Genomic DNA, 17801 nt, shown 5'->3' with positions numbered 1-17801 from the left:
GGTACATTATTTTTCTTTAACCAAAGGAATGATTGTCCAATACGTAATAACTCTCCAGATCCATTCAAGTGGGCCCATTTTAAAATAGCGTAGCCAAATCATACTGAACACCATCTGAATGGCACAAATTACTATGCATATATATAAGGTTCCCATATACGAAAGGTTTGCTGATAGATTAAAAACTCTACCAGCAAGTAGAATAAGTGCAGTTTGTCCTACATAATTGGTCAAGGCCATCCGACCATAATGCTTTAGCGGTGAAAGAACAAGTTTTATTACTTTTGATTGTAATAAAAGAAGCAACAATCCTACATAAAATGCTGACAGTACTGGGCCGACCATTATACCGGCTCTCAAAAATTTACTTACCACGTCAATTGGCCCTTCTTCATCTATAACTATCATACTGAAAAACGGTTCGTAAGGTACTAATTGATACTGTGCATATAAGGCGAATCCACTGAAGATTAACGCGCTTGCTGTAAAGATAAAGAGCCGTCTTTTTTCACCAAGGTTTTCAAAAATACGATATTGGCCACAAACCAAGCCCAATAAAATCAATGGAAATGTTAAGAGTAGTTTCTCTCCCATAACTGCAAACACGACAAGCAACATCATGCCTATAGCAAGGTTCACATGCTTGTTTACTTTAAAGAACGGTAATACAAGTAATCCGCATACAGCATAAACTGCTAATGCTTCTCCCGGTTGAAAAAACATATGAACCATCCCAAATACAAATAGAATTACTATTCTACGTAAAAACAATACATATCCATTTTGTTTTTTACTTCGTGCCCGCGTAAGAAAGATATAAAATCCCACTCCAAACAAAAATGAAAAAATGGAGTAAAAACGACCTTCTACAAATAAAAATAAAAATCGTTGATAACTTGCATCTATTGTATGCGGCTCAGGAATACCTATTTGAAGCAAAGCCAATATATTTACCAGAATGATTCCCAACAAGGCGAATCCACGTATATAATCCAGTTCCTCAATTCGTTTATTCATTCTATATTTCTCCACTCCATTTCTGATTTCATTGTAGGATAAATCCCAATACCTATCCATCGGTTCGGGTGACGTTTACCTTACAGTTTTGCAACATCTAATAATTCCTGCTAGATCGGCTATTAGATGAAAGTTGGATTACGAATGAAGGAGTTGAACGAACAGCTGGGCACTTTTCTCCAATGTTTAATAGATGTAATTGAACAGCGAGACAGAAATTTGATGCATAATCTGACCCAAACGGTGATGTATGTACATTTACTTCTAATAGACATAACGCCCGAATGAGGAAGTATTTAACTTCATTACTCAATAAAAAGCGGCCAACCACAATTAATTCTGTAGAGTGGCCGCTTTTTATTTGGTCTTGTTTAACCTTTCCACAGAAAACTGGACCAATAAAAAAGACCGTCAATTGACGATCTCCTCTTGTTGAACTAAAGCACCACAACTGTAGGCTTTTTCATTTCATATACTGCTTTAAAAATGGCTCAATTCCTGGATAGCTTTCATTTATTACGATGGAGAGCAATTGATTACTGTCGACGATACAGTGCGTCATTAACTGATGTAGGGCTGACGCTAAACATTTTTCAGCATTGATTTCTTCAACTAACTTACACGTTTTTGACTCCAATAATGCTATTACTTTACAATACTGTTCCTCCTTGGCTAAGGAAAGCACTGTATTAACTACATTTTTCTCTTGCACGAGTAGCCGAAGTGCTAAATGTAAGCATTTTTTTTGTGCCTGCAATTTTACCTCATCTACTATGCGGATAATAGGTGGCTCTGGGGGACGTGCATGAAGGAGAGTTTGATCAAAAGCCCAGACGTAAACACCCTCTCGATTATTAAAGTAGCTCGGATCTCCAAACTGTATCACACCACCACAATGCGTACAAACTGCCGTATAGTTTACATAAAACACATCAATCCCTGGCTTTTCCACATTTCTGTACGTCCTATACGGAATAAATAAATCATGTGCGCAGAAAAGACAAATAAGCGGTCGGTTCAAAATAGTAATTCGACTTTCCTCACAGCTTAAATCTTCTACCATATCTAATCTACCTGTTTGTAAACGATATTCGTTTCCATCCCTTTCGCTAGTTGTTGGAACTGCTGAATATTACCACAGTCTTTGCAAGTTAAAGACTGCAGTGTTAATTGCTGCTTTTGCTCTTCATCAACAAACGGTACTACATCAATATATACTTCCCGATGACTAAAAATGACACCTTCACAGTGGGTACAGCTTAGCTGTTTACCTACAATCCTTATTTCATAATTACCGCGTCTTTTGACCAATTTACGATATCCTCCCTTTTCTAAGCTTCGATAATATCCAAAATCCGCCCTCTGTTTAACTAATTGACTATGTATAGCTTTTCTTCTTCCACTTAACTGCTGTGTTGGTTAAACAAAAACAGTGCATTATTCTCTATTCGTTCTTATTCATTTGAATACCTCTGGAATTTGACAAATAAAAAAAGCTGCTCATCCATAATCTAATCTGTGGAAGTACCGCTTTTAATTTAAGATTATAGTCGACGGCATTCGCTTCCGCATAAACATACTTTGGACCGGCTGATTGTGAGTAACAGATTTCAATACCGATAGATGCTCGATTACCTTTGCCTTGTCCATCCCCTGCATGATAGATAGTAGCGTGTAAATGGGATAGCTTGTACAACGTGCTTGTCATCGATTGCGACGCGATAACCTACAACGGTTGCATTCCTTGTCATGTAAGCAATCTCATTAGCTGCCGTCGCATCATTGTACGTATTGTGGATGGTCACATACTCTGGTTTCATGGCGTATGGTACTTTTATATTCACCTGTCTATTTCACTACGACGCATAATAGTCCGAAAGTGAATAACAGAAACATGCTGAATTCATCTTGTATGATTAATAATCAATCTACCAATCTCAAATATTACAGCCTCTTCGAAGGACTGTACCTCACATAGTTTTTTTCTAGAGTCTTTTTTGTAAAAATACACTCCGTCAGTTTCAATCCAATCATACAGACAATGCATTTTCAACTTTTCAGCAGGTAATACTCCTTTTCTGTTAAGTATACCTACGCTTCCAGAGTGAAATCCATTCTCAATCAATCCTATTTTAAACGGCTCTATAAATACTGCTCTATGATTTAATTCATGATATAACCATTCTTCCCTACTAATATTAGAAATAGCTCCAATGAATCTTCTCGGAGACCACGGAATACTAAACACAACATCCTTACTAAAATCAAGCATTACAGAAGTTGTATTTTGACTATCTTCGTAAATTTCTAATGGAATGTTATTCTCTTTTAAAACATGATAAGGTGGATAAAAAAGATTATCTATTTTAGGAATATCATACTCTACAGTTGTCATAATAGGTTGCAACAATCTAGACTGTATTGAAAAAGCAAAAATATGAATTGCACGGTAAATGGGATGCTCGGAGTCATCTAACGATATATTTGTATTTTCGTTTATTATATTTTTAGCCATCAACATGCTATTCTCGAATTTTATATTTATTATGCGTTCCTCTTTTTTATTTTTACTTTTCCAAAACATATAAATCCCCCCCTTAACCCACAATTCTACAAAAGGAGGAATAATCCTTCATTTACTTTCCTGGCTCAACCTGCTCGGCCAAATATTCAGCCTCCGGAACCTGATAAATCTCCGTGAGGAACGCGAAATACTTAATCGTCGCTTTCGGTTGGGTTTTCGACATCGCCCCACACCTCCAACCTTGTCGCATCTAGTGCTTCGTTAAATCCATCATCTTCGTACTGTTCAGGATCCTCGTTACCGAATGCTTTTGCATGAGCTATTTTCAATTTTTCTTGTTCAAGTTGACGTTTGAAGTGGTCTGGTAGCATATCGAAATGTTTGGATAGGAAGTCCATTGCTTTTTCTCGACTAGCGAGCTTGATAGATACTCCATCCTTACCTTGCTTAACTTCACTGATTATAGTTCCATCCACTTCATCGTCATTCTTGAAATCAAGATGACTCATCTTATAGGTGATCGGTTTGAAATTAGCATCCAACATAACCTTGCCCGTTTTCGAATGCCGTTGTTCCATCTCGATACTTCCGAACTCAACAAAGTCTGTTATGTCTGCAAAGGCTATTTGAATGTACTTATTCAACACATCCATCGCGATAATGAAGACTTCCTGGTGCATTTCACCTTTCAGTCTTCTGACTTCGACTGCCACCTTAACATTTCTAAGCAACCGACTTCCATCGACGTGAGCACTATTTCTTGCATACCCACCCTTGATAGCTGCCATTGTCGCGTTAAAGCTCTTAATGTAGTAAATACAAAAAAGCCTCTGCTTATCGGTTAAATCATCCGTCTCGACAAAGACTTCTTTTGCTACCTTTTTCGTTGCGTCGCGCTTCACGTTTCCTCTTGACTATTTTTCTCGATTCTTTCTACTGCGAATGGTGGAATCTTTCACGCCATGCTTTCCGCTAAATCATTGAATGATATTTCACTTGTTTCCCACTCTTTCTGTATCTCTTCCCAGTTTGGCACATCACCGTCCACCTCCGTTATTTTTGGCATAGAAAAAGCACCACGACGGGTGCGAAAGTAGATGGATTAGTTCAACATCGAGTGTCGATAACATTCTACAAGATGATCATTAACCATTCCTATTGCCTGCATGTATGCATAAATGGTTGTAGAGCCTACAAATTTGAATCCTAGTTTTTTTAAGTCCTTGCTGATCAGATCTGATAATTCCGTTGACGCAGGAACATCCGATATTTTAGTCCATTTATTTTTAATCGGCTCATGATTCACGTACTTCCATAGAAAAGAATCTAAGCTCCCATATTCATCAATTAATGATAAATACGCATTAGCATTTGTAATGACAGCATTAACCTTTAACTTATTCCTGATAATACCTGTATTACTCAAAAGTTCATCTATCTTGTCTTGATCATACTTCACGATTATCTTAGGATCAAAAAAATCAAATGCCTCATTTATAGTTTCCCGTTTTTTCAGAATCGTTATCCAGCTTAAGCCCGCCTGTTTACCTTCTAAAATAAGTAGCTCAAACAGTTTATTTTCGTCATGAACGGGAACCCCCCACTCATTATCATGATATTCTCTTTCAGTTGTATTCGTTTCAGCCCAACTACATCTACTAAACGGAATTTCATTACTCATTAGAATCACAACCTTACTCATTTAATTATATTTGTCCAAAAATTTATTAACATGCATTACTAACACTTGGAATAAACAGCTATTTATTCCCTCAATATATAACCCCTCCACATGACATCATTCGTCATAAAAAGGGGAAACCCTCTATTTATCTCTCGTATGTATCGGGGCTAGTAAGAGAGGTTATATCGCTCGCACGCACCCCTTAAATGCTCCATATCCCCCGCATCAAGCGCCATATCAGTCTGTAACAACAACATGTCCTCGTCCGTGATATCCGTTTCAATACTCGGATGATGTTCCAAATATTGACGGAATATCTTGGATCCTTCCGACATCTCAGCCATAAGTTTTCGAGAGTTGATTTTCCCCATTTCCCCTAAAGCATTCGCACACTCAGCGATCGAAAAGCTCTCCATCAATCTTTTAAACTTTTCACGTTCATGGTCGTTGTTCATCCTTCTCCACTCTTTCTGAGTCATATGACAAATGAATTTTGATCCAATAATAATTTAGAAGTAGTCATCAATTACACCTGATTTTTATTTTATTATTGGTAAAAATCTAAATTAATATGAAAATAAAGCACTTTTGAAATTTTATTGACATGTATATTTTCTACCTTCGTTATAGATACTAAGATAAAATCGGGAGGTACAAACATGACCAATAAAAAACTTGAAGATATGGACAATCAAATTGAAATAGTAAGAAAGCAACTCAACAAACTAGCTAAGGAGAAAGCTCTATCTGACCCAATAGTCGTTGAAACAAGCCAATTGCTTGATTTATTATTAAATGAATACGAACGGTTGAGAAATAAAGATTTATGAATCATCCATAATTCCTCCTCTTCAATTCACCATGCCGAAATATCCCAATCCGATTAGACTTCGTAAACCAAACCTCGTACGGCTGTCTGGGCAAAACCTTTATAACCCGTCCCTCATGCGATTTGAGATAGTAATAATCCTCAACCTCTTTCTTCTCCACATTGACGACGAGTTCAACCATGTCACCAAGCCCAAACGCTATTGTTGGCACCGTATCAAAAATAGTGAGTTTCTGCACCACTACTATCCCTCCTTCACAAAATGTTTGGCATACCATACTGCTGATTATTTTACTTTCGTTTTAAATCCGCACCAAAGGTAATTTAATGCATTAAATTACAATGAAGCTCTTTTAAAATGACTAAGTTATGGAGGCGAAAAAATTGAATCCAAATAATCTTGAAGATCATCTTAGTGATAAACTCGCCGTTGTGGGATCAGCGATTTCCACAATTGGTGATGCTATTTCAACCATTGCAGCAATTATGTCATTAGAAGAATCAATACTCGATGATGTCCAGCAACAACAAGATCAAAAAGAACAAGATCAGAAATTCCAAAAGATGCAAAAACAAATTGACGTCTTGACAAGTGAATTATCAAAAATTAAATCCTGATTTTTTGAGCAATCAATAATCACTTTGTTCATCTATGAATAAATCTTTCACTCCCATAAGACAAGGTCCATATTTTTAGTCTTACTCATACACTGAGAAAATGAGCTGATTACAAAATGAATCAAAGTTCCATGCAATCTTCCCCAAATAAAGAAGTTCTAAATGATATTTCGAAAGCAATTAATGGTGAGTACACAGCAATTTACTGCTATGAACTATTAGCGAACCAGGCTCCAAACAACGAAATAAAAAAACGCATTCTTGAAATTAGAAGTGATGAAATCAGACACTACGAAACCTTTTGGCATCTTTATATTTCTTTAACAGGAAAAAAACCTTCTCCTCAAATCACAAAACAATGTCCTGGCGATTATAGAAGTGGGGTACTCGCTGCATTTATAGATGAACAGGAAACCGTTGACTTCTATCACGATATTTCAAGAAATACCGATAACCCAGTTATTAGAGACGCTTTTACACGGGCCTCAGCTGACGAACAAAATCATGCCGTTTGGTTTTTATATTTTATGAATAATTATTAACAAAGCCAAAATCGATCATTATGTCTATTGCCAAAAACTTCTACGTTTAATGTTTTTCTTGTTCACCAATACTGTTGCTATATCACAAGATGACTGTGATAAAGACCACTGATTATTTTTAATCAGTGGTCTTTTTATTCCTTCGCTTTTTGTTTGAACTACGCATAATTTTTTCATGTTTTATTACAAGTAAAGCCGCATTTACAATAATGTTATTGAAATACATAGGTTATTGATTATAATAAATGTAATCGAACGTGTGTATTTAGTGACCGTTTTATAAAAGGAGACTTAAAAATGGATAAAGCTAGACTTCAATTATTTTGTCAGACACTACCCGGAACGACACATGATTACCAAGTAGACTGGCAAGCAGATCGTTATCATGTTGGCGGGAAGATGTTTGCTATGATGGGAGGAGACTCTCAAAGAAAGCCAATTATCACTTTAAAGTGCGAACCTACTCGTGCTGAAGAGTTGAGAGAAACATATCAAGGTATTATTCCTGGGCATTATATGAATAAAACACACTGGAACTCTATTTATTTTGATTCAAATCTATCCAACGATCTATTAGAAAATCTAATTCTTCATTCCTATAATTTAGTTTTTCAAAAACTAACTAAAAAAGTCCAAAACCAAATTATTTCCAAGTAGTTTTTAACAACATCTTTAGTGCTATTATTTTTGTTTTCCAATTGAAAGAGTAACTTACTCTTTCTTTTTTTAATTTATATCGGATTTTGAACCCAGCCCGTTAATTTGCCCGACCGTGCATCCGACCAATATAATAAATCCCTAACGCGAGTAACAAGGCAGAAATAATAAATGCCCGGCCTTCAAACGCAGTAATCATTGTCGTCATAACTTCCATCCCTCCCACTGATACAACAACCCCACACTCCGTTTATAACGTATTCCTCCGCCGCATAACCACATAATACATTACATTTTTCTCTCGTTTATCAAAAGCAGCCTTCGACCGACCGATTTCAGACAACAGTTCCCCGTTACGGCCATTCTCGACTCGCATAGCCTCCCACTGCATTTGCTTCATGCCGTCATCGCCTCCTCTTCGCCAAGTTCCGAAAGGAGCAATTGCACAGCTCCTTCCGGTGACTAGTCATACTCAGTAAAGGATTCAGCGTTGTAGCCGAATTTCTCTTCGACCATTTCCTGCGTAAATCGCTTCGGGACAAGGAGCCCGAATACTAAGAACAGTTACCGAGAGTTTCCCATGAGTGAAAATATCAATAATCTTTTACTTGTTTACAAAGAGTGGCATGAGCAGTCTATGGCGCCTTACCAGTCCCGGAACCCGCTTGGCTATGTATTTTCATTACTTACGCCGGAGAACCCCTTGGAGAACGGTACATGAAGCGTGTGATCGACTTGATATGCGAAAAAGAAAAAATTACCCACTTCACACCCCATTATTTTAGGCATACATTCGTTACGATCCAGTTATCAAATAACATACCGATTTCCACTGTTGCAGCACTAGTGGGAGATACCCCCGAAACGATTTATAAAACATATGCTCACTCGTTTGAGAAAGATGAAATTCAGGCATCTAATTTAATGGATGAAATCGTCAGTTTAGATTCTTTCGAAAAAGATAAAGAGTGAAATTGGGGTACATGGTTTTTTGCTCATTTATCATTAACAAAATCACTTGATGTATGTATCTCGCTGGAACTCCACAAACGTTGATATATCAATGTTTACAAAATAAAAAACGCTCGTAATTTCAACGGGCGTTTCAACAATTTTAGGATAACCATTTCGGTGGTGTGTCTTTTGCCCAATAGATATCACCGATTGAATAATGAGCTGTAAATTCATCAGCGGCAATATGATAGTGAAAATTGTAGTAGTAGCCGTCTTTTGGCCTTTTTTCAGTACGTACGTGGAAACGGATAAGATCTTTTCTGTCTTCTAGGTCGTATACATTGAAAATTTTCTCTGAGTAGTCTCCGGCAGGTTTTTCACTGATAGCAAGTCGGCGTTTATGTACGTCTCCTGAACTTGCAAGTGTCGATTGGATGGCTTCCTCAATTTTCGGGAAAATAACACTGTCAAACTCATCGGCGATTACCGGGCCGACTTTTGTTCCAAATTTCATGTATGATAGCTTCTTCGCAGACGTGATAAATAAATCTTCTATTGAATCCGAATTATCTTCTAAACTATCATCGACTAACGAGTCTTCTAATCCAATCGAATAATCATTACTTCGTGATGGTCCTACTGCGTGCTTCGAAACATCTTTGTCTTGCAAGTTTGTCCAAATTTCATGATTCGGTGAAATCGCACCGAATGTCAATAATGCTACGGCAACAATGAGCGTTTTTTGTAACCACTTTTTCATAACATCTCACCTGCAATTGTTTTTATTTTTGTTTACAATAGTTTATTTGACGAAAAAGTATTGAAAAGGTTTCTTCTTTCTTATTTTCATTGTACAATAAAAATGAAGATAATTGTATGTTTTTTTGAAGGAGGGTATCACTGATGGATGTGAATCTGTTTATCGGTATCGGAATGCTGGCATTGCTTGTGTATCTAAGCTCATTGAATTTCACCCACTAATATCAATAAACGCCGTCACCCTCTATTTTGAGGAGGACGGCGTTTTTCATTTTTCGATAAAAGCGAAATGAAACTTCGTATTCGGTCTGATTTTTCGCTGCATATTGAATTGCTCGAATACGGGTGAATCAAACCGGTCTTTCACAACAACACGTCGTTTACATACACGAAGTGCTTGCTTGATCCAGTCATCTGTCAGCACACTATGTACCCCAGCTTGACGCAGCGGCGTAAAATTAGACGATTCCGTAATAGGTGCATGAAACATCGGATCCATATAGACAATATCCCACGATGAATCAGCTTGATGGCTCAAAAACTCAATCGCTTCCGACTGGACGACCTCAATTCGAGTCATGGCCTGAACTAGTTGCTCCGACTCAGATGGGAACGAGCGCAGTCCTCGTCTGGTTATGAACGCGACAGCTGGGTCTGCTTCGACGCCCAACACTTTGCCGCTTTCACCTGTAACGAAAGAAGCAATGATACTGTCGGATCCAAGCCCAAGTGTACAATCGAGAAACGAATCATCTTCTTGTAATTGAGCTATCTCAATTAACGGATCCATTTCACCATTCAATAGCCTTTTCAATCTAAACGCTGCAGAATTGGGATGAAAGAAAAACGGTTCATCCATTCCAATACGATACAAATCATAGCGGTTTTTTCCCGCTACAATAACATCCGAACTGTGCGTGTTTTGTATTCGGGAAACCGCTTGCTTTTTACGTTCGACAATAGGATAGCCTAGAGTTTCAGACGCTTCTAGTGCTAGCTGCAGCGATTGATCATCAGGCCTGCCAGCGGTCGTGATGACTGTACTCATTATTTACAAACTTGATCGAGTACTTCCGATAGATGGTCTTTAATTTGCCCCATCTCAAAATTCTCAATTTGTTCCCTTGGAATAAAGTACGCAAGTGCCCCATCTTTCCAAAGTGCGATAGAAGGTGAGCTAGGAGGTACTTCAGGGAAATATTCCCGCATCATAGCTGTAGCTTCTTTATCTTGTCCTGCAAATACTGTGAACAAGTGATTTGGTTTATGTTCAGCTTCCTGTAATGCTTCCCTTACTGCTGGACGTGCAAGACCTGCGGCACATCCACAAACCGAGTTGATAACGACAAGAGCTGTCCCCTCAAGTGTCTTCATTGTTTCTTCAACAGCCTCAGCCGTCGTCAGTTCCGTAAATCCATTTTGTGCAAGTTCTTCACGCATCGGTTTAACGATGCCCTTCATGTAATCATCGTAAGCGTTCATATTTAATAATCCCCTTTCAATCTATTTAAATAGTGCTTGTTGTTAATGGTTTTTCCATCTTTCATATTACCTTGTCCTACGTATTTTTTCACTAAATAGCGACTATATAGCTAACTTAATTTCAACTTTTCGATTAGTTCGAGGATTGCAATGAAAATTCTACCCCAAATACTAAACATTATTTTACATACCTAATTATTCATTATTGGGAGAACATACGTCGTAAGAGGTGATTTTATGGCAAAGTTATTTCATATCCTTGTTATTTTATGCTTGATTTTTCCATCCATTATTTATTCGGAAACAAATGCTTCAGATGCAAAAGTAGCGTTTATTAGGGATGGCTATTTGTGGGTGAAAATTGATGATAAAGAAGAAGTACTGACTGTTGAAAAAGCAACATACCCTTATCCTCCACAATGGTCCTTCGATGGGAACTTGCTTCTTTATCAAAAAGAAGTCGAGGAATTAGTAAATGAACATAAACAGACCTCAAATCAATTGTGGGTATATGATATGAAAACAAAAAAGCACAGTAAAATCTTTTATGATGGACGAAATCCAAAATGGTCTCCAACTGAAAATATTGTTGCTTTTAGTGATGGTGGCGTATTGAATGTATCGGATTTTAAGAAATTCTATAATATTGCTTTAGGAGTAAACGATTACGAATGGCAGCCTGATGGGAAGGGTTTTATTGCCTCCTCTAGTGCTTCTCTTCGGCCGGATGGATGGACCAATCCTGTCCTGTATACGATTTCTATAGCGAATGGTTATCAAAACATCGGAAATTTAACGAAAAACGCGACAGAATTCTTCGTGATTCCAAAAGAAGTAGTGAAAGACGACGTGAAAGTTCCTTCGATAAACGCGGAATCATTTGCTTATTCTTCAGATAAACAATGGATATCCTTCTTTGTGACTCCAACAGCTTCATGGGCGATGGATAGTGATATGCTATGTGTGATTTCTGTAGACGGAAAAGAATTTGAAGTATTAGATGAAGTTATCTGGGCATTCACTCCAAAATGGGCATATAGCGAAAACTTACTCGGTTATATTGCCGGCGGCGGAAGAATTGTTTTTGGTTTTAAAAATAAAAATCTAAAGGTAACGGAAATTTCCACTTATCATTCTATAAACCTAACGCCAAAAAACTATGCGGAGATGGATTTTTCATGGGTTAATGATAGTTCGCTTATTGTTTCAAGGGTAAAGGAAAGTGAGTGGTCAAATGACGCTGAGAAACGCCCTAAAGCTTCCTTATACTTTTTAACGCTAGCTGGTCAAAAACAACTAAAAATAACGACACCACCAAAAAATAAAGGTGATTATAAGCCCGAATATTTACCTTCAATCGATAAAATAACTTGGTTACGAAAAAGCGATTTCGTTTCTGCTAAAGGTGATTTATGGGTGGCTGATATTGATGGTGGCAATGCAAATTTATGGATACGTGATATAGGGTTGTACACCTTTTTCCCCTCGGAGTAATCTGATGAAAATTAAAACAAACCATCTTCCCTTATTAGGAAAAGATGGCTTGTTTCGTTTTACACCATAAAATTAGGATCTTTCAAGAACCCTTGGCGAACGACAGCCCTTTGGTGGCAAGAGTATCACTGATAAGATCCATGGCTTTTGGACCTGTACCATGTAAATAGCTTCCCTGAGGTTTAGCGAACTGTTCATGCCGCCAGTAACCGGTACCTGAAAGCGCTCGTGTTGCCGGTTTTGATAATTCGTTTGGCAAATCCCTTTCGATGGCATTGTCGTTGTGCGGCACAATAATTTCCCCCTTATTCGATGAAGATGAAATAGTAACAGCTATTATTTTCTAAGCTCGCTCTTTATGCTATTTCAAACTCACCATAATCGCTATTGTAGCTGATGGTTCTTATTTCACACTCCTCAAAATAAATGACACGCACTTACTTACCATCTACCAAAAGGCCACGCTCAATCGCTACATACAAGAGCCCAATTGCATCCGAGTCCGTCAATGTTCCCTTCAATAACTTTTCATGCCAAGTTGCTGATAACGGGCCATCTGGCATCTTTTCAAGTCGTTTTAAAACGGCGCTTGTCGAATTGATAAGTGATTGCGATGATGGTGTATACAACTTATTTGTTCCTTCCTTTGGTGAAAGTATCTGATTGCCTACGGAAGCAGTTAGCAGTTGCAATTTAAAGTATATAGCCAATCCTTCTGCGATTGCCTCACCTTGGGCTTGCAAATAGTGATCATCCCGTAACTTTAGTATGTCAACTGTTGAATCCATAAAGCCTCCCTCACTTAAGAATGCTGGCATAGCAGATTCCCGAAGAACGTGGAAGTTGGCACGCTTCATACCACGATCACTCAACCCCATGGCCATAACAATCCTAGGATGAATAGCACCAGCAATTTCCTTTGATTTTGGATTCGCTGTTGGGTTGTCCATTGTATATGTTTCAATACCGCTATGGCTGCCCCACTTATCCGTAAGGGTATTATGATGGATAGAAGCATATACATCGGCTTGCCATTCGTTCGCTAGAGTAGTGCGTTTAGCAAGCGGAACATCTGTCTGACCGGTCGGATCATCCACACGTAGAATTTCCACATTTTTGTATGTCTTTAGTTTAGCAATAGCGTATTTGGCTACTTTATTGTTAAACGACCACTCCCGTTCGTCATCCGGTGAACGTTTACCTGGTGTATTGAATCCGTGCCCAGCATCGATTACGATTTTAACCATTTTGTGACACCTCCTTTTTGTGCCCTATTAAAAAGTATTTGTTTTTTTAAATTGCCACAGCAATCCAAAGATACTTTTCTATCTATACTATTCACAAAGCGTTTTTGAATGGCGGCACTTGTCCGATTTTAAACAAATATGTAGAGGACATGCCAAAACTTAACGTTTTCAGATGTCTCAATTATATTGAACAAATTAATAATTATATAAACAAAGCGAAGGCGCTTTTCAAAAAGTAGCCGGAGCCCTAAGACCGGCGATATCCCCTTGTACCGGAACTAGACTTCTTTATTTCAACAAATATATTTAGTTGATTCTCAAGACTTTTTGAGTTTAGTTTTGTTAAACGGCAATCCTAATTGTTTCCTATAAAAATTGAAATTCAGTTCGACGTGGTGCAATAAACGCTTATTTTTATCAAATAACTTTAAACTATCTTCGTAGTGTTCCCATCGGATTTCCTTTTTAATGGACCAAATAATCGAATCTAAATCAGGATCAACTAGCTCATAGTTTCTTTTAATAACGTCTTCAATTTCAAAAAAAGACTCTTTTGTAATCCCGTCATATCCGTCGCCTGGCACAATTGCAGCTACTAGTAACTTTAATACTGGAGTGTAAACGTTTTTCAGGATTTCTGTTTTATATTTAACCGCTTCGTTTCGAATCTCTTTCATTAGTTGAAAATGATAGTTAAAAAAACTTGTGATGATGATTGTAATTGAAGAACTGACTAACGCGATGATGACTTCTTTCACTGCCTTCTCTCCTTTATTTAGCCGATATAGTCATTATATTCAGGTCACGAAAGACAGTGTCTACATTATCAGACAATAAAAAGCAGCCACCTACTCAAATGAGTAAGTGGCTGCTTTTAAACTCTGTTAGTTTTGTTCGACTTTTTCTCTTGAAAGTCCGAAATACGCGAGGACTGCAATTAAACTTGAAGCGAAGATAATGGCTCCCATCGGAATTGCGGTTTCTTCCCCTGCTATTCCGACAAGTGGTGCCGTAATTGCGCCTAAAATGAATGGCAGTAAACCAAGTAATGCGGATGCACTACCCGCAATATGCCCTTGCTTTTCCATTGCGAGTGAAAAGGATGATGTCGAAATGACACCAATCGAAGCGACGAAAAAGAAGATAGGTACAACAATTGTGAAAAGTGGTCCATTCATTAACACGGCTATCAATAGCAATGTACCTGAAGTGATAGAGATGAATAAACCCGATTCCAAAAATCGTTTTTCTGAGACCACACCCGTTAAGCGTCCTACTACCTGGGTCCCGATGATTAGTCCAAATCCGTTCATACCGAATAATATGCTGAATGTCTGTGGTGAGACTCCGTATATATTTTGATAAACAAACGGTGTCCCGGCGACATAAGCAAAAATGCCGGCCATGATGAAACCTTGTGCAAGTGCATACCCCATGAACTGTCTGTTTTTTAACAGAGACAGAAAGTTTTTTAATGTATGAGATAGATTACTTGGTACGCGCATTTCTTCTGGCAATGTTTCATCCATTCTCCATAGAACAATGACAAATAGTAAAAAGCCGATTGCGCTTAAAACCGCAAATACACCAGTCCACTCAGTAAACGCAAGGATGCCCCCTCCAAGAACTGGTGCGAGGATTGGCGCCAAGTTATTAATTAGCATGAGTAAAGCGAAAAACTTCGTCAATTCTCGTCCGCTATATAAATCTCTGACGACAGCCCTTGAAATGACGATACCCGCAGCAGCAGCAAAGCCTTGCAAGAAACGTGCCGCAATGAAGAACCCGATATTCGGGGAAAATACACATAAAACTGAAGCGACAAAATAGACAATAAGTGCAATAAGTAACGGCTTTTTCCGTCCATGGACATCACTCATTGGGCCGAGAATAAGTTGACCTAACCCGATACCTAGTAGGCAGGCGGTTAGGCTTACCTGTACATAGGTAGCCGTAGTGTCAAAAGCACTTACGATTGTCGGGAATGAGGGTAGATACATATCAATTGTTAACGGACCCATCGCTGCTAGTGTTCCGAGAAGTAATGCAAATCGTATTCGTTTATTTCCTTTAAGTGGTCCCATGATTACTAACGACCTTTCTATAATTTAAAAACTTCCTATGTATGTGATGAAATCTCTAAAGAAGAATCACAAGTATCCTACTATATCACCAAAATGCCATACATTAAAGAAGGATGATTTAGTTTCAAACCATCCCCCCTACTTTATCAATGAAATCAGCATTATTTAAGGAATTCTTTATAAACGATAACCTTTAATGCTAGAATTTCTTCCTCCGTTAACTTTCCTTCAATATCTTTTAACAGCTCTTGTATTTCCTCATTCGACATTCCCTTTTGGGCGTTGGATTGAATAGCTTGGAGTTCACTAAACCCAATTTTTTTGATTAATACTCTTGTTGCCTGCTCTTTTGTTGTGAAAGGAAGATTACTACTTTCAACATTTGCACCTTCTTCAATGAAACGCATTAATTCAGGGTCATTTGCTACCATTTGTTTAATTTCGTTTAACTGTCCGCTATTTTCTAATTCAGCAGTTACAACGTTCATTACTTTGTCGGATGCAATATTAGTTCCAACATAATAGATTCCATACCCAGCTCCACCAATAATTAATACGATGAGGAGAAGGATCTTCAACAGTTTCATATGTCTTCCTCCCATTTTCAATAGATTAGGAAACTATAAAATCTCATAGCGTGGATAAGCTGCAACATAGAGATTTCATTTCTAGACTCCAGCGTTTTTGTTCTTTAGAAAAAACGTTAGCAGAATGTAATTTTTCACATCCACTAACGTTTAACATATTGATAATTGTAGTCGTTACATTACTCTTTTGAAGCCGTACGCGCCTCTGTCATTTGCTTCCAAACAGAACCTTTAGCATCTTCACCTTCAGCAATTCGTGCAATGGCCATCCGGATTTGGAGTTTCACTTCAAACTCTAAATCGTTTTCAGCCTCTTTCAAAGCAGGCAACGCCTTGTCAGTTCCTGTTTCATATAAAAACATAGCCGCACGCCAACGAACCAGTTTGTTTTTATCATTCAATGTTTCGATTGCCGCCTGTTCGAACCCTTCAAATCCAAGGTCGCTCATGCAGTCTCCAGCCGTTCGACGCACTGCCCAACTTTTATCTTTAAGCGCTTTTTCTACATATGGAATGACAGCGTCGTCTTCAATCATACCAAGATAGACCGTTGCAAGGCGTCTGATTGACATCTTTTCATCGTCCAGTGCTCGTTCGAGAAGTGGTGCATCCGACATGTCGGGGTCAGGGATTTGATCCAGCAGTTGGAATCTAGTCTCCCATTGATCCACTGAGAACTCCTCCAGTGAAATTTTTCTTCCGCGCTGGATATTTTCACTTTGTCCTTCATTTGCCATACGGATAATCGCTAGCAAACGTTCTTCTGGATACGCCGCCTCTATTTCTTGGATCACCGTTTCACCAATTTCAGCTTTTTCTCCGTAACGGATTCCGTAATCTGCCCATTTACGCAATAATATATAGTTTTCCACTTCACGTCCATGAACCTTTTCCATAGCTTGCACAAAACGTTCACTTAGTCCAAAACGTTCCTCAGATTCGCTATCGAATACTTTCACTTGAAGGGGAATATCTTTGTAGGTCTGAACGTGTACGTATACTTCTCCGTAGTTGTCGTCAATCTCTTCCATAGATTCAGTCTGATCACTTTTCTCTTCATTGAAAACAGCCTGAACGTCTGCAAGAATTGATTCCCATGCGACATTACCAATTCGCTCGACGGCCATGAAGTTCATGACATGATAGATTCCTTTTACGCCATGAATGTTCAATAATGCTGAAGCTGGATAGGATGCTGTTTCTGCATCACTTTTTTTATAATTATGACTCGTCCCTTTTGGTAACTCTGTGTCGAGCACGATTTTCATGGAATTGGGACTTGGTGTTGGTTCGATTGTTACGATTTTCATTTGTATTTGCCCC

At 38.3% G+C, this 17801-nt stretch carries 24 protein-coding genes and 1 pseudogene; 6 read left to right on the top strand and 19 right to left on the bottom strand.

Translation table 11 applies throughout. The features are described 5' to 3' along the window. Positions 1 to 6 precede the first annotated feature (6 nt). From AZE41_RS10780 to AZE41_RS10745, 8 genes and pseudogenes are all read right to left on the bottom strand, one after another. Positions 7 to 1017, bottom strand: a complete 1011-nt coding sequence (locus AZE41_RS10780; RefSeq protein WP_067209125.1) for a DUF418 domain-containing protein — start codon at positions 1015 to 1017, stop codon at positions 7 to 9. A gap of 463 nt (positions 1018 to 1480) precedes the next feature. Beyond that, a complete protein-coding gene (locus AZE41_RS10775) occupies positions 1481 to 1969 on the bottom strand; it encodes a hypothetical protein (protein ID WP_197485395.1) in 489 nt (162 codons plus the stop codon). A gap of 113 nt (positions 1970 to 2082) precedes the next feature. Continuing rightward, positions 2083 to 2328 (bottom strand): hypothetical protein, encoded by a 246-nt coding sequence (locus AZE41_RS10770; RefSeq protein ID WP_067209120.1) that lies wholly within the window; start codon positions 2326 to 2328, stop codon positions 2083 to 2085. Positions 2329 to 2572: 244 nt separating this feature from the next. Next, positions 2573 to 2837 (bottom strand): annotated as a pseudogene (locus AZE41_RS22685) (peptidoglycan recognition protein family protein); the annotation flags it as partial. A gap of 83 nt (positions 2838 to 2920) precedes the next feature. Next, positions 2921 to 3601 carry a DUF6710 family protein gene (locus AZE41_RS10760; RefSeq protein WP_067209114.1) on the bottom strand — a complete coding sequence of 227 codons (681 nt, stop codon included), beginning with the start codon at positions 3599 to 3601 and terminating at the stop codon, positions 2921 to 2923. 131 nt (positions 3602 to 3732) lie between these two features. Beyond that, a complete protein-coding gene (locus AZE41_RS10755; protein WP_067209112.1) occupies positions 3733 to 4443 on the bottom strand; it encodes a terminase small subunit in 711 nt (236 codons plus the stop codon). A gap of 200 nt (positions 4444 to 4643) precedes the next feature. Continuing rightward, on the bottom strand, positions 4644 to 5222 hold the full coding sequence (locus AZE41_RS10750) for a DNA-3-methyladenine glycosylase I (RefSeq protein WP_067209109.1): 579 nt from the start codon (positions 5220 to 5222) through the stop codon (positions 4644 to 4646). 170 nt (positions 5223 to 5392) lie between these two features. Further along, positions 5393 to 5680, bottom strand: a complete 288-nt coding sequence (locus AZE41_RS10745) for a hypothetical protein (RefSeq protein ID WP_067209106.1) — start codon at positions 5678 to 5680, stop codon at positions 5393 to 5395. 204 nt (positions 5681 to 5884) lie between these two features. Here AZE41_RS10745 and AZE41_RS22170 point away from each other — a divergent pair, with 204 nt between their 5' ends. Then, positions 5885 to 6055: an aspartyl-phosphate phosphatase Spo0E family protein gene (locus tag AZE41_RS22170; RefSeq protein WP_082786562.1), complete on the top strand. Its 171-nt coding sequence runs from the start codon at positions 5885 to 5887 to the stop codon at positions 6053 to 6055. Position 6056: 1 nt separating this feature from the next. On the opposite strand, the gene AZE41_RS10740 is transcribed toward AZE41_RS22170, so the two are convergent. After that, positions 6057 to 6296, bottom strand: a complete 240-nt coding sequence (locus AZE41_RS10740; RefSeq protein ID WP_067209103.1) for a hypothetical protein — start codon at positions 6294 to 6296, stop codon at positions 6057 to 6059. Positions 6297 to 6438: 142 nt separating this feature from the next. On the opposite strand from AZE41_RS10740, the gene AZE41_RS10735 reads away from it, so the two are divergent. From AZE41_RS10735 to AZE41_RS10725, 3 genes are all read left to right on the top strand, one after another. Continuing rightward, positions 6439 to 6672, top strand: coding sequence for a hypothetical protein (locus AZE41_RS10735; protein WP_067209100.1), 234 nt, complete (start codon positions 6439 to 6441; stop codon positions 6670 to 6672). A 116-nt stretch (positions 6673 to 6788) separates the two neighbouring features. Then, positions 6789 to 7214, top strand: a complete 426-nt coding sequence (locus AZE41_RS10730; RefSeq protein WP_082786561.1) for a ferritin-like domain-containing protein — start codon at positions 6789 to 6791, stop codon at positions 7212 to 7214. Positions 7215 to 7511: 297 nt separating this feature from the next. Beyond that, positions 7512 to 7871, top strand: a complete 360-nt coding sequence (locus tag AZE41_RS10725; protein WP_067209091.1) for an MmcQ/YjbR family DNA-binding protein — start codon at positions 7512 to 7514, stop codon at positions 7869 to 7871. 250 nt (positions 7872 to 8121) lie between these two features. Here AZE41_RS10725 and AZE41_RS22680 read toward each other — a convergent pair whose 3' ends face one another. Then, positions 8122 to 8271: a hypothetical protein gene (locus AZE41_RS22680; RefSeq protein WP_156476014.1), complete on the bottom strand. Its 150-nt coding sequence runs from the start codon at positions 8269 to 8271 to the stop codon at positions 8122 to 8124. Positions 8272 to 8546: 275 nt separating this feature from the next. On the opposite strand from AZE41_RS22680, the gene AZE41_RS10720 reads away from it, so the two are divergent. Then, entirely contained in the window at positions 8547 to 8843 is a 297-nt protein-coding gene (locus tag AZE41_RS10720) for a tyrosine-type recombinase/integrase (protein WP_335339523.1), read from the top strand. A gap of 142 nt (positions 8844 to 8985) precedes the next feature. On the opposite strand, the gene AZE41_RS10715 is transcribed toward AZE41_RS10720, so the two are convergent. The 3 genes from AZE41_RS10715 to AZE41_RS10705 form a co-directional block, all read right to left on the bottom strand. After that, a complete protein-coding gene (locus AZE41_RS10715) occupies positions 8986 to 9585 on the bottom strand; it encodes a YpjP family protein (RefSeq protein ID WP_067209085.1) in 600 nt (199 codons plus the stop codon). Between the two features lie 267 nt (positions 9586 to 9852). Then, entirely contained in the window at positions 9853 to 10632 is a 780-nt protein-coding gene (locus AZE41_RS10710; protein WP_067209082.1) for a class I SAM-dependent methyltransferase, read from the bottom strand. Continuing rightward, positions 10632 to 11066: a BrxA/BrxB family bacilliredoxin gene (locus AZE41_RS10705; protein ID WP_067209080.1), complete on the bottom strand. Its 435-nt coding sequence runs from the start codon at positions 11064 to 11066 to the stop codon at positions 10632 to 10634. The genes AZE41_RS10710 and AZE41_RS10705 overlap by 1 nt, the downstream gene beginning before the upstream one ends. Before the next feature lie 354 nt (positions 11067 to 11420). Here AZE41_RS10705 and AZE41_RS10700 point away from each other — a divergent pair, with 354 nt between their 5' ends. After that, on the top strand, positions 11421 to 12560 hold the full coding sequence (locus AZE41_RS10700; RefSeq protein WP_231885807.1) for a TolB domain-containing protein: 1140 nt from the start codon (positions 11421 to 11423) through the stop codon (positions 12558 to 12560). 82 nt (positions 12561 to 12642) lie between these two features. On the opposite strand, the gene AZE41_RS10695 is transcribed toward AZE41_RS10700, so the two are convergent. The 6 genes from AZE41_RS10695 to AZE41_RS10670 form a co-directional block, all read right to left on the bottom strand. Further along, positions 12643 to 12852, bottom strand: coding sequence for a helix-hairpin-helix domain-containing protein (locus AZE41_RS10695; RefSeq protein ID WP_067209075.1), 210 nt, complete (start codon positions 12850 to 12852; stop codon positions 12643 to 12645). Between the two features lie 145 nt (positions 12853 to 12997). After that, entirely contained in the window at positions 12998 to 13807 is an 810-nt protein-coding gene (locus AZE41_RS10690; protein WP_067209073.1) for an N-acetylmuramoyl-L-alanine amidase family protein, read from the bottom strand. 317 nt (positions 13808 to 14124) lie between these two features. Next, positions 14125 to 14565, bottom strand: coding sequence for a hypothetical protein (locus AZE41_RS10685; protein WP_067209070.1), 441 nt, complete (start codon positions 14563 to 14565; stop codon positions 14125 to 14127). A gap of 126 nt (positions 14566 to 14691) precedes the next feature. Next, complete coding sequence (locus tag AZE41_RS10680) at positions 14692 to 15891, bottom strand: Bcr/CflA family multidrug efflux MFS transporter (protein WP_067209068.1); 1200 nt, start codon at positions 15889 to 15891, stop codon at positions 14692 to 14694. A gap of 161 nt (positions 15892 to 16052) precedes the next feature. Beyond that, complete coding sequence (locus tag AZE41_RS10675; RefSeq protein WP_067209065.1) at positions 16053 to 16478, bottom strand: hypothetical protein; 426 nt, start codon at positions 16476 to 16478, stop codon at positions 16053 to 16055. Between the two features lie 179 nt (positions 16479 to 16657). Then, positions 16658 to 17788, bottom strand: coding sequence for a conserved virulence factor C family protein (locus AZE41_RS10670; RefSeq protein WP_067209062.1), 1131 nt, complete (start codon positions 17786 to 17788; stop codon positions 16658 to 16660). Positions 17789 to 17801 lie beyond the last annotated feature (13 nt).

The sequence above is a fragment of the Sporosarcina psychrophila genome (assembly GCF_001590685.1).
GTDB classification, from domain to species: Bacteria; Bacillota; Bacilli; order Bacillales_A; family Planococcaceae; genus Sporosarcina; species Sporosarcina psychrophila.
The sequence above is the reverse complement of the archived record's forward strand: the minus strand, read 5'-3'. Positions and strand labels throughout refer to the sequence as shown.